12 protein-coding genes are annotated in these 12,476 nt (G+C 56.8%); 1 reads left to right on the forward strand and 11 read right to left on the reverse strand.

All coding sequences use genetic code 11. The features are described from left to right. Positions 1-44: 44 nt before the first annotated feature. From MARLIPOL_RS01230 to MARLIPOL_RS01275, 10 genes are all read right to left on the reverse strand, one after another. On the reverse strand, positions 45-1,088 hold the full coding sequence (locus MARLIPOL_RS01230) for an MraY family glycosyltransferase (RefSeq protein ID WP_012136229.1): 1,044 nt from the start codon (positions 1,086-1,088) through the stop codon (positions 45-47). Next, positions 1,081-2,055 (reverse strand): UDP-glucose 4-epimerase family protein, encoded by a 975-nt coding sequence (locus tag MARLIPOL_RS01235; protein WP_012136230.1) that lies wholly within the window; start codon positions 2,053-2,055, stop codon positions 1,081-1,083. The genes MARLIPOL_RS01230 and MARLIPOL_RS01235 overlap by 8 nt, the downstream gene beginning before the upstream one ends. A 31-nt stretch (positions 2,056-2,086) precedes the next feature. Next, entirely contained in the window at positions 2,087-2,959 is an 873-nt protein-coding gene (rfbA, locus tag MARLIPOL_RS01240; protein ID WP_012136232.1) for a glucose-1-phosphate thymidylyltransferase RfbA, read from the reverse strand. Then, positions 2,960-4,009, reverse strand: coding sequence for a dTDP-glucose 4,6-dehydratase (rfbB, locus tag MARLIPOL_RS01245; protein ID WP_012136233.1), 1,050 nt, complete (start codon positions 4,007-4,009; stop codon positions 2,960-2,962). Position 4,010: 1 nt separating this feature from the next. Next, positions 4,011-5,423 carry a sulfate adenylyltransferase subunit CysN gene (cysN, locus tag MARLIPOL_RS01250; RefSeq protein ID WP_012136234.1) on the reverse strand — a complete coding sequence of 471 codons (1,413 nt, stop codon included), beginning with the start codon at positions 5,421-5,423 and terminating at the stop codon, positions 4,011-4,013. Next, positions 5,423-6,337 carry a sulfate adenylyltransferase subunit CysD gene (gene cysD / locus MARLIPOL_RS01255; RefSeq protein ID WP_012136235.1) on the reverse strand — a complete coding sequence of 305 codons (915 nt, stop codon included), beginning with the start codon at positions 6,335-6,337 and terminating at the stop codon, positions 5,423-5,425. The genes cysN and cysD overlap by 1 nt, the downstream gene beginning before the upstream one ends. Before the next feature lie 9 nt (positions 6,338-6,346). Further along, positions 6,347-7,309 carry a DHH family phosphoesterase gene (locus tag MARLIPOL_RS01260; RefSeq protein ID WP_012136236.1) on the reverse strand — a complete coding sequence of 321 codons (963 nt, stop codon included), beginning with the start codon at positions 7,307-7,309 and terminating at the stop codon, positions 6,347-6,349. Positions 7,310-7,388: 79 nt separating this feature from the next. Next, positions 7,389-8,147: a 3'(2'),5'-bisphosphate nucleotidase CysQ gene (gene cysQ, locus MARLIPOL_RS01265; RefSeq protein WP_012136237.1), complete on the reverse strand. Its 759-nt coding sequence runs from the start codon at positions 8,145-8,147 to the stop codon at positions 7,389-7,391. Between the two features lie 189 nt (positions 8,148-8,336). Next, positions 8,337-8,624 carry a type II toxin-antitoxin system RelE/ParE family toxin gene (locus MARLIPOL_RS01270; RefSeq protein ID WP_012136238.1) on the reverse strand — a complete coding sequence of 96 codons (288 nt, stop codon included), beginning with the start codon at positions 8,622-8,624 and terminating at the stop codon, positions 8,337-8,339. A gap of 8 nt (positions 8,625-8,632) precedes the next feature. After that, entirely contained in the window at positions 8,633-8,872 is a 240-nt protein-coding gene (locus MARLIPOL_RS01275) for a type II toxin-antitoxin system ParD family antitoxin (RefSeq protein WP_036190259.1), read from the reverse strand. Between the two features lie 141 nt (positions 8,873-9,013). Between MARLIPOL_RS01275 and MARLIPOL_RS01280 the strand changes: the two genes are divergently transcribed. Continuing rightward, positions 9,014-10,375, forward strand: coding sequence for an MBL fold metallo-hydrolase RNA specificity domain-containing protein (locus tag MARLIPOL_RS01280; protein WP_012136240.1), 1,362 nt, complete (start codon positions 9,014-9,016; stop codon positions 10,373-10,375). A gap of 9 nt (positions 10,376-10,384) precedes the next feature. On the opposite strand, the gene MARLIPOL_RS01285 is transcribed toward MARLIPOL_RS01280, so the two are convergent. Beyond that, complete coding sequence (locus tag MARLIPOL_RS01285; protein WP_012136241.1) at positions 10,385-12,352, reverse strand: AarF/UbiB family protein; 1,968 nt, start codon at positions 12,350-12,352, stop codon at positions 10,385-10,387. Positions 12,353-12,476: the final 124 nt, after the last annotated feature.

A 12,476-nucleotide genomic window follows, 5' to 3' on the forward strand; every position in this document is an offset into this window, starting at 1 on the left:
TCCAAAACGGCTTAAACTTAGCAAAAAATGGCATGAAACGCCCATTAAATCCCGCTTAGGTCCTGAAAGCGGACATCGCCTGACCGGAACAGCCATGCCAGACAAGCAAGCGGAACATACGCAATAACAAGGCCAATCAAACCAGGCAACCAGTCCAACGACACCAAAACGGCCAAAGGCAGCAACCACATCACGTTAATCACGCCGACCGCCAGGGTGACCACCCGGTGACTCCGAAACCGGCGTGATGCGTACTGATAGCCGTGGCTTCGATGAGCCTGGTGAGGAGGATAACCGGCCAGCATTCGCCTCAACAAGGTCACTGTGGCATCCACAATAAACACACCCAACAGAATCAACCACGCCCAAAACAAGTGCGGCGCCTGAACCATTGCGCACAATGACAACCCACCCAGGACCAGGCCGGCAAATCCACTGCCAACATCGCCCATAAATATCCTGGCCGGGGGCAAGTTCCAGACCAGAAAGCCCGCCATGGCCACGCCAAACAGTAACGGCAGCAGCGCTCCGCCGGCCATACCCGCCAACCAGCTGATCAGCGCACCGCCCAGGCACACGGTCACCGCTTCTACTCCTGCAATGCCGTCAATTCCGTCCATGAAATTGTATAAATTCAGCATCCATACCAGGTAAAGCCAGAAAAACACCCAGGCAATTATACCCGACAGGACGATGGTGTCACCGAACCCGACCGGCGGCAGAGTCCCGAGCGAAAACAGCAACCAGCCACTGGCCAGGAAATGTCCGGCTAACCGCCACTTCGCCGGTATGTGGCCATGGTCGTCCAGAAAACCGAGTAATGCGACGAGGGCGCCAGCACCACCCAGCCCCCACACGAAATCGCCATCAACAAAATCCATACCCCAGCCGGCAAGCAAAGCTGCCTCGAAAGCGATAACGACCGCGAGTCCGCCTCCTCTCGGGGTAGGCACAACATGGGAGCTGCGCGCATTGGGCACATCCATCAGCTCACGGGCCAGCGCGTATCGCCGTAGCCATGCAGTACCAACAAAGGCAAGCACGAATACTGTCAGCAAGAACACCCAGACCATCAACTGCTCACCCATTTAACCGATTTTCCGCCAGGAACCCCGCAGCGGTTTCCCTTAATGCGCTGTCGACTGCCACCGGCGGCCTCCAACCCAAGTGTTTACAGGTATCCGATATGTCCACCTGAAGGGAGCCACACAGTCTGTCAGTCATATCTTTGTGTCCTACAAGCCCCATACCCCATCGCAGTAGTGTCTCCGGTATCGGAAGCAAGCGGGCGGGGGAACCCAGTGCCCGGCCAAGGCGACGCAACAACTCCGGCGTTGACAGATCCTCGCCATCACTGACCATAAACACCCGATTAGCGGCAGCGGGGTGAACCAGACACACACGGACCAGATCCACGAGGTTAGCGACAGCCACCAGACTTCGGCGATTGTTGATTCTACCCAGGGGTAAAGGAATGCCCCGCTCAAGCCACACCATTAACCGGCGGAAGTTTGCCCCTACCCCGGGGCCATAAACCAACACCGGTCGGATGATCGTCACGTCCATGCCGGTATCCCGGGCCAGTTGCAGCAGCCCGTCTTCGGCCTCCTGCTTGGAGATGCCGTAGGGATCGGTAGGGGCTGGCGTATCGGATGCGGTGAACGGTTGCCCGGCCGGCGTGGACTCGCCGTTCACCTTCACCGAACTGAGAAAAATAAAACGTCGGACACCCATTTCGGCGGCCTGCCGCGCGAGCGCCAACGTTCCCTCGGTGTTCACACGGCGGAACTCGGCCAGGGGATCGACCGCGGAATCCTTCATCACGTGGACCCGCGCCGCCGCATGGACCACCACATCAACGCCCGATAATCCACCACGCCAATCGGCACCCGGGGACAGGTCCGGTGACTCGAACACCTCATCAGCGTCAGGGCCAGTGCGCCTCTTCCGGAACGCGGCCCGCACCTTTATGCCGCCGGCGGCCACCAGCTCACTCACCAGTGCCCGCCCGACAAAACCGGAACTTCCGGTGACCAGAACCCGTCGCTCAGACACTCAGTTCCCTCTCAGATTCACAGCCTAAGACTCACAGTCCCCGATCGGCCAGTTGCCGGAGGTATTCCCCATAACTGTTCTTTTTCAGCAACTCTGCCTGTTGCAACAAAGCCTCCCGACCGATGTACCCCATCCGGTAGGCCACTTCTTCCAGGCAGGCCACCTTCAGGCCCTGGCGTTTTTCGAGAGTTTCGATGAAGCCTGCGGCTTCATGCAGGGAGTCATAGGTGCCCGTATCCAGCCAGGCGTAGCCGCGCCCCAACAGTTCGACATTCAGGTCGCCACGCTCCAGGTAGGCCTGGTTGACCGAGGTAATCTCAAGCTCACCTCGGGCCGAAGGCTTCACGGACTTGGCAATATCCACTACATCATTGTCGTAGAAGTACAGGCCCGTCACTGCATAATTCGATTTGGGCTTTTCCGGCTTCTCTTCAATGGAGATCGCCCGCTTCTCGTCGTCAAACTCGACGACACCAAACCGCTCGGGGTCCGTCACCCGATAACCGAACACCGTGGCCCCGGTCTCGCGGGCAGCAGCCGACTGCAACAACTGACTGAAGCCCTGGCCATAATAAATGTTATCGCCAAGGACGAGGCACACATTGTCCTGGCCAATGAATTCCTCACCAATAATGAACGCCTGGGCCAGACCATCCGGGCTGGGTTGGACCGCGTAACTCAGGTTGATACCGAACTGACGGCCATCCTCAAGCAGGCGCTGGAATCCTTCCTGGTCTTCCGGCGTGGTAATGATCAGCACATCGCGGATACCCGCCAGCATCAGCACAGACAGCGGATAATAGATCATCGGCTTGTCATACACCGGCAGCAACTGCTTGGAGATACCCCGGGTAATCGGGTACAGACGGGTGCCGGAACCGCCGGCAAGAATAATCCCTTTCATTTACGCTACTCCCAGTCGCTCACGTTGGTAGCTGCCATCCTGCACACGACGACACCAGTCCAGATTGTCCAGATACCACTGCACGGTCTTGCGGATACCGGACTCAAACGTCTCATCCGGCGCCCAGCCCAACTCCCGCTGGATCTTGCTGGCATCGATGGCGTACCGGAGATCATGCCCCGGGCGATCCGCCACATGGGTAATCAACTCCCGGTAGTTCCGGTCCGCTGGGGCCAGTTCTGTCAGCAGGTCACAGATGGTATGCACCACCTCGATGTTCTGCTTCTCATTATGGCCACCAATATTGTACGTCTCACCGATGACACCTTCGGTGACTACTTTGTAGAGCGCACGGGCGTGGTCATCCACATACAGCCAGTCCCGCACCTGGTCCCCCTTGCCATAGACCGGCAGCGATTTGCCATCCAGGGCGTTCAGGATCATCAACGGAATCAATTTTTCCGGGAAGTGATAGGGCCCGTAATTGTTGGAACAGTTCGTTACCAGCACCGGCAGCCCGTAGGTGCGGTACCAGGCCCGCACCAGATGATCTGAGCTGGCCTTGCTGGCAGAGTATGGCGAGCTGGGCGCATATGAGGTCTGCTCAGTAAACAGATCTTCCGGTCCTTCCAGATCCCCATACACTTCATCGGTGGAGATGTGGTGAAAACGGAAGGCTTCCTTACGCTCACCAGCCAACCCATTCCAATACTGCCGGGCCACTTCCAGCAGGGTGTAAGTACCAACAATGTTGGTTTCGATAAACGCGGCAGGGCCATCGATGGATCGGTCCACATGGCTTTCCGCAGCCAGGTGCATCACCGCATCCGGCTGATGCTCTTCAAACACCCGCTCCAGTTCTGCGCGGTTGCAGATATCCACCTGTTCAAAGGCATAGCGATCGCTGCCACTTTCCTTTGCCAGACTTTCGAGGTTGCCTGCGTAAGTCAGCTTGTCCAGGTTAACCACACTGTCACCGGTGTTGCCGATGATGTGGCGCACAACGGCTGAGCCGATGAAGCCGGCGCCACCGGTTACGAGTAATTTCATATCAAACCGCCTTACAGTCCCATTCCGGATAATTCTCGCGGATAAACTTGTTCAGGTTGCGCTCGGCTTCGGTGTAATCGCGGGCCACTGCGCCGCCGGCATCGTTCAGCTGGCGCTCTACCATACCCGCTGCAACCGTCACGTTGGTCATCCGGTCAATCAGGATAAAACTCCCGGTGCCCGGATGGCGCTGGTAGTCCTCTACCACGACCTGCTCGGACAGCTCCACGTCACAAAGACCGATGGCGTTGAGTTCCAGGCCGCCGGTTACTTCCGTATTGCGGGCCAACGTGTTGACATCCACCTCTTCCATCACCCGGTTCACAAAGCAACTGGTGACCTTGGTGCCGATCTTGATGCCGTACTCACGCCCCGGCTGCAGGGCCTTTTCGTTCATCCACACCATGTGTGCGGCAAAGCGGTTCCCCATCTTCGGACGACTGTTGGCGTGCACCAGCAGGTCCCCACGGGAGATATCCACCTCGTCTTCCAGGGTCAGGGTGACAGCGTCCCCGGGCCAGGCCCGATCGATCTCACCGTCGTAGGTATGAATGCCCTTCACACGGGACGACTTGCCGGATGGCAGTACCGCTACTTCATCACCCTTATGCACCACTCCACTGGCGAGCGTGCCGCAGTAGCCGCGGAAGTCCAGGTTCGGGCGATTCACATACTGTACCGGGAAGCGCAGATCGGTCACGTTCTGGTCTTCCAGAACTTCCACCTGCTCCAGGATGTTCATTAGGGTTTCACCGTGGTACCAGGGCGTCTGTTCGCTGCGGTTCACCACGTTATCGCCGTTTAATGCGGAGATGGGCACGTAATACACATCTTTCAGGCCCAGCTGGCTGGCCAGCTTTTCATACTCTTCGCGGATGTTGTTGAACACATCCTCAGAGAAATCCACCAGGTCCATCTTGTTGATGGCCACCACCACGTGCTTCAACCCCAGCAGGCTGACAATAAAGCTGTGCCGGCGGGACTGGGTCAGCACACCTTTACGGGCATCGATCATCACCACGGCCAGGTCACAGGTGGAGGCACCGGTGGCCATGTTGCGGGTGTACTGCTCGTGGCCCGGGCAGTCGGCAATGATGAACTTGCGCTTGTCCGTGGAGAAATAGCGGTAAGCCACATCAATGGTGATGCCCTGCTCCCGCTCGGAAGCCAGGCCATCCACCAGCAAGGCCAGATCCAGCGCTTCGCCGGCATTGCCCTGGCGTTCGCTGTCTTTGTGCAGGGCCGCCAGGTGATCTTCGAAGATCAGCTTGGAATCAAACAGCAAGCGGCCAATCAGCGTGGATTTGCCGTCATCGACACTGCCGCAGGTCAGGAAGCGCAGCAGGTCCTTGTTTTCGTGTTGATCCAGGTACGCCAGGATATCGGATTCAATTAATTCTGAGGCGTGTGACATTAGAAATACCCTTCGCGTTTTTTCTGTTCCATGGAAGCTGCTGAATCGTGGTCGATAACCCGGCCCTGGCGCTCGGAGGTGGTGGTAAGCAGCATCTCCTGAATGATTTCAGGCAGGGTCGCCGCTTCGGATTCAACGGCACCGGTCAGTGGATAACAGCCAAGGGTACGGAAACGTACGCTCTTCATCATCGGCTTTTCACCCGGCTCCAGCGGCATGCGGTCGTCATCCACCATAATCAGGGTGCCGTCCCGCTCTACCACCGGGCGTTCAGCGGCGTAGTACAGCGGTACAATGTCGATATTTTCCAGATAGATGTACTGCCAGATATCCAGCTCGGTCCAGTTGGACAGCGGGAAAACGCGGATGCTTTCGCCCTTGTTCACCTTGCCGTTGTACAGATTCCACAACTCAGGGCGCTGGTTCTTCGGATCCCAGCGGTGGAACTTGTCCCGGAACGAATATACCCGCTCCTTGGCACGGGACTTTTCCTCATCCCGGCGGGCACCGCCAAAGGCAGCGTCAAAACCGTACTTGTCCAGGGCCTGCTTCAGTGCCTGGGTTTTCATCACATCGGTGTGCTTGGCGCTACCATGGGTGAACGGTCCAACGCCCTGCTCCACCCCTTCCTGATTGGTGTGCACAATCAGCTTCAGGCCAAGCTTTTCCGCCATCTTGTCACGGAACTCGATCATTTCCCGGAACTTCCAGGTAGTGTCCACATGCATCAATGGAAACGGCGGCGTGCCCGGCGCAAAAGCCTTCATGGCCAGATGCAACATGACGGCGGAATCCTTGCCGATGGAATAGAGCATGACCGGGTTATCAAACTCGGCCGCTACTTCGCGGATGATTTGGATAGACTCCGCCTCAAGTTGTTTGAGGTGGGTTTTCTTTGGAGGGGTTAATGTCATGGTATTCCGTTAGCTCCAGAACTTGGCAATTACATTTAGGAATTCTTCCAGCTGTTCCGCCGGCAGCGCGTTAATGCCAGCTGCCGCCTTACGGCCACCACCAGTCGGGAACTGCCGGGCCAGCTCATCCGCACCGGTGCGATTATTCAATGGCGCCCGAATGCTCACCAAATATGTGCCATCGGCTTTTGCCGTGACAATGGCACAGGCATTATCCGGATTGCGGTTGGCCAATTCATTGCCCAACACGCCGCTGACACGACGAGCCCAGGGCTCATCCGGGAGCTGTACAACCAGAGATGACGCATTCTGCGCCAGCACCGGCGCCGCCAGACCACTGGCCATATCCGCCTCATAGCCGTCCCGGAGCTTCTGCCACGCCAGCGGCTGGGAAGCGATCAACTCCAGCGGGTCCTCAAACTTCACGAACTCACGGTACAGATCCGCCGGGTGGAAGTGCAGGTCCTCAACCGTAGCGCCATAACCGTTGTAGTTAATGCAGACACCCAGGGCTTTCAGGGAATCCGCCTGATCTGCGGACAACCCCGCCTTACCGGCAAGATCTTCAGCCACGGCGTTCAGGTTATCCCCGAAGGCAGCGGCGATGGCCCAGTTATGAAACTGGCCACCGAGATGCTGATCGACCAGCAAACTGGTGCAGGTGGTCGGCTGGGTATCAATCAGTGCCGTAAAACGATCATGCTCCGGCAACGAGTCCCCGGGGAAGTGATGATCCACATAGAACACACTGCTGCCGGCTGACAACAACGCGTCCACGGCATCCCGGTTTTTGTCCAGGCTGACATCCAGAATATTCACCTGAGCCGGCTCAGTAACAGGCACCTGCTTCGCCAGCTCGATATCCCGCTTTACGCCGGTAATCAGGGTGCTATCAACGGGATTGGCCAGGCGCAGTTGAATCAGCGCGCAAACGCCATCTGCATCGCCGTTGAAGACGTCATACTTACGCATAAATCATTCCATGGTCTCTACAAATGCGCGCAGTATACACGTCATGAGCGCTAAGACCGACCCTCGGGATATATCTACCCTACTTGCCGGAGGCAATAAAGAAGGGGTTCAGCAGATCTTCCTTACCGTATCGTAACGGCTCACCCTCTAACATTTCCACCGTACCACCGGCAGCCGCCAGGACCGCATGCGCCGCGGCGGTATCCCACTCGCAGGTTGGCCCCAGGCGCGGGTACAGGTCTGCGCGCCCTTCGGCTATCCGACAGAACTTGAGGGAACTGCCAGCCTGTACCAGTTTGTGGTCACCTATCTTTTCAATGAAAGCTCTGGTTTCCGCATTCAGGTGATTTTTACTGGCAACGACTCGTTTTTTGGCCTTTGCCTCGGCCACGCGTATCGGCAACACTTTGCCAGTCCGGTCCCGCCGATGGGCTCCCTCTCCTTTCGCTCCCCAGAACGCCTCTTTCAATGCTGGCGCGGTTACCACGCCCAACACCGGTTCACCATCCTCAATGAGGGCGATGTTGACGGTGAATTCCCCGGTTCTCTGGGTAAAGTCCCGGGTGCCATCAATCGGGTCAATCAACCAGAATCGGTGCCAGTGTTTACGCTCTTCCCAGGGGATGCTGGCACCCTCTTCCGACAGGATGGGCGTGTCCGGAGTGAGACTGCGCAACCCCTGCACGATCACCTCATGGCTGGCCAGGTCCGCTGCGGTTATGGGGGATTGATCGGCTTTGTAGTCCACCTTGAAGTCAGACTGGTAAATGTGGAGCACCCGCTCACTGGCTTGATCGGCAATTTTTACAACATCCGGGAGGATGGAGCTGTAGTGCATGGCGGCGTCCTGCTGGTGGATTTGGTGACAGTTTAACGGAGAGTGGGGGTTGGTGTTAGAGGGGACGTAAAATACCCGCCAAAGGGGATAAAGCTGCACTTATCCCCTACAGGGCATAATGCAGGAGCTTTAAGCCGCTTTTGTCGGATTAGCGCAGCGAAATCCGACACCCAAACCCGGAATCAGAAATCAGGAGTCAAGCCAATCTTCCCGACTATGCCTGACACGTATAATGAAAATCCTTTCTGGCAGCTCTACTCGATAAATGACCAAATGAACACCTACCGGATGGATCCGAACCGCCGGCGAAAACTCCTTACGCTCCGCTGCTGCCATCGGGTTTTCTGCGAGAAACTCGAAGCACGCATTCAGCTTTGAGTGATATTCTTCAGCCTGTATAACACCAAAATTCTGAATCCCTTCCAAAAAGATGCCAACAACATCCTCTTCAGCCTTACGGCTGAGCACATAATCCATTGCGCTAGTTATCCTTTTGCCAACCTTACAGCCTTGTCTCGTAGCTCACTCATTGACGAACTCCCTTCGCCACTTTCAATGCCTTCACTGATTAGCTTCTGCATTTTTGCGATCTTATCTGCGCGATCCTGGTCTTTTCGAATCAGATCACGAACGTAATCACTGGTGTTAGAGTATCTGCCAGACTTGGCCTGACTCTCCACCCACTCTTTCATCGGTTCTGGCAACGAAACATTCATTGTAGCCATAAGCACCTCACGCCATTCTTGATATGGCAATTATTGCCAATTTTTGCCAACAATGAAAGTCAGGAAACCGACACAAATCAACTCCGCACCACCAACTCTGCGCTAAGCTGACAGTCAGCATTCACTGAAAGGAGTCACTCCATGAAACTTCGCTTCCTCGGCGGTGCGGGTACCGTCACTGGCTCCCGCTACCTGCTGTCGGATGACAAGCACCGCCTGCTGGTTGATTGCGGCATGTACCAGGGTGTGAAAACACTGCGCAAACGGAACTGGGCCCCCTTCCCTGTCGATCCTTCCACCATTGAGGCCGTGGTTCTGACCCACGCGCACATCGATCACAGCGGATACCTGCCTGCGTTGGTGAAAAACGGTTTCAAGGGCAAGGTCTACTGCACCAAAGCCACTCACGCATTGTGCAAGGTTCTGCTGCCTGATGCTGGTTTCCTGCAGGAGGAAGATGCCAAATACGCCTTTCGTAAAAAGTTCTCCAAACACGCGAAGCCGGAACCGCTGTTCACCGAAAAGGACGCCTGGGAATCCCTGAAGCATTTTGAATCCCTGCACTACCACGAATCCTTCGAGCCGGTCCGAGGCATGGAGGTCACCTTCACACCCGCCGGCCACATCCTTGGATCATCCTGTGTGCACGTGCATCATAAGAGCAGTCAGCGCACGGTGGTCTTCAGCGGGGATGTGGGCCGCCAGGAAGATGTGATCATGCGCCCACCGGAGCCCCTTCAGAAAGCCGATGTTCTGGTGTGTGAATCCACCTATGGGGATCGCCTACACGCGGACACCGATCCGGAGGAGGAACTTGCCCAGATCATCACTAAAACCGCCGGCCGGGGCGGCATTGTACTGATGCCGGCGTTTGCCGTGGGCCGGGCCCAGATGCTGCTGTATGTGATTCACAAGATCATGGGGCAGAAACGCATTCCCAAACTGCCTGTGTATTTGAACAGCCCCATGGCGATAAAAGCCACGGAGATTTTCTGCAAGCACAATAAGGAACACCGGCTCAGCGCGGCTCAATGCGAAATGATCGATGACCAGACAGAATTCGTGCGCACTGTTGAAGAGTCCATCGAACTGGATTCCGCACGCTACCCCTGCGTGATCATCTCCGCCAGCGGCATGGCCAGCGGTGGGCGTGTGCTGCACCATTTGAAGACCCTGTTACCCAACCCGCGCAACAGCGTGGTGTTTGCTGGATTCCAAGCGCCCGGTACTCGGGGGGATGCGCTGGTGAATGGTGCGGAATCGGTCAAAATCCACGGCGAGTACTGGCCGGTGAAAGCCGAGATTCATAATATGGATTCACTCTCCGCCCACGGTGACTACCAGGAAATCTTGAGCTGGCTGGAACAGGGGCAACTGAAGCCGGAGAAGGTGTATGTCACCCACGGGGAAACGGTGGCCAGCGATGTAATGCGTAAGCGCATTTGCGAGAAGTTCGGGTGGGATGCCGAGGTGCCGGAGTTGTTTGATGAGGTGGAGATTTAATTCTCCACCTTAGACCACTCCCGGCAACAACCCACCCTGCAGACGAGTCACCCGGTTGCTGAGCCGAGCCATCCCCAGGTTGAGCGGAAACAACACCAGGCTTTTCACCGTGTCCCGCACCACCAGGCTGCGGGGCAGGCCTTCGTAGATGTTGATATAGGCCCCCGCCATGGCCACCAGGGAACGGGACAGGTGCAGGTAATCGCTGTGGATTACAATGCCCAGCTGATAGGTATTGGACAGCAACTGCAATGCGGTCTGCATACGGCGATGCAGGCCCGCAGCACCCTCCCGCCACAAGGTACGTAAAGTATCCTCGGTTAACGGCGAGACGTCCCGGCGTTCGAGGGTGTCACTCAGGCGCTCGATGATTTCGTCCCGGCGAAGGCGGTTCTTGTCCGGGTGCGTACTCATTTCAATCAGCATATCGCCCAGGCGCTCGGTATCTGCAAGCAGTACACTGATGATGTAATCCCGCACAAAACTCCACTTGCCGGCCATATGGACCGCGTTGCCCCAGTCGATCAGGTACGGCTCCGCATCCGGTGAGACCATGATATTGCCCGGGTGCAGGTCGCCGTGGAGCTCGTTGTACACAAAGATGTGTTCGAACAGGGTGAACAGGAAGTTCTCCCCCAGGGTGCGCTGGAAACGCTTGCGCTCCGATCCCTGCAGGCTGCCGATGGCTTTTTTGATGGACACGGCATCATCTACATATTCCATTTCCAGGATGCGGTTGGTGGCTACAAACACGTCCGGCACATGCCAGGATCTGGTCACCCGTGCCCGTGCCGCGAAACGACGCTGAATGGCCGCTTCATCCTCAAAATTCAGCTCCTGCTCAAAGCCCCGGGTGAACTCTTTGACCTGATCGGACAGCGCATGGAGGAACGGCAACAGCTTGGAATGAGGCGCCCAGAACTGGCTGCTCACCAACATCAGCTCAATGGCCAGGTTACCCATCTGGAACTCCCGCTCCAGATTATGGCGAGCCACCTTGACGATTACCGGCTGGAGGCGCTCCAGCCCACCGTCATCCTGGATCACTTTCTTGGTGAGGTACACCGAGCCGATCGAGCCGGATTTCAGCGGCTTATTCACATCGAACTGAACGTACATCTCCCCCGGCAGCTTGCCGAAGCAGTCCATGAACGCATCGTTGACTTCGTCCGGCGTCATCGGGTCGACGTCTTCCTGGAACACCGCCAGTTCTGTGGCAATTTCCTCGGGCAGGAAGTCGGCGTTGGCCGCAGCCACCTGGGCCATCTTGATAAACAGCGGACCGAATTCCCGGACCATGCGGGCGACAATCTGAGCCTGGGTGGCGAAATCCTTCGGGTCGGTCTGCAGGAACGGCTTGATGTGGCGAATGGCCTTAATCTGACGACGCAGAATCACCAGATCCCGACGCAGGACACTGACCTTACGGCCCACATCCGCCAGCCCTTCCTGGTTGGCCTTGCGAATATCCTTGAGGCGGTTTACCAGTTCAACAATCAGCGGCTCGTAGGAACGAAGCACCAGGCGGACGATGTCGAGATTGAGCTCAATCAGCCCCTTCAGCTCTGGCGCGTCCAGCAACTCGTGGAAGAAACTCCAGAACTCATCAACGATGCTCTCGGGCACCTCGATTGGACTGCGGGTAACCACCTGCCCCACCACAAAGCGGATCAATCCCTCGGTGGTTTCCTCATTGGGAATCAGTCGATACTTGCGCAACACCTTGGTGAGCGAGCGGGACTGCACATTCAGCGGGTGCTCATACAGCGTGTTAAACAACTCGTCTAGCGCCGAACTGAGCTGCGCCTGGTCAATCGGCTCAAGGTTACCCACCAAACGGGCCACCGGCCAGAATGCCCTGGGCACCTTCAGCGTCATCGACGTGAAATTACCCACACCCCGGATCGCCGAACCGGTGCGTTCTCTCAGGACAGGAATGTTGATCTGAATGATTTTCTGCTGGTCTTGCTCGCCCATGTAACCTCGTAACCCGGCACAGTGCTGGATGGGGTGGTACTATGCCAGATTATTGCGGGGAGGTTTGGGTGTTTTTGGGCCGAATTTTTGTGGGAGAAGAGACTTTCAGGGATTAGACCAAGTA

It is taken from the genome of Marinobacter lipolyticus SM19 (assembly GCF_000397065.2).
Classification (GTDB): Bacteria; Pseudomonadota; Gammaproteobacteria; order Pseudomonadales; family Oleiphilaceae; genus Marinobacter; species Marinobacter lipolyticus.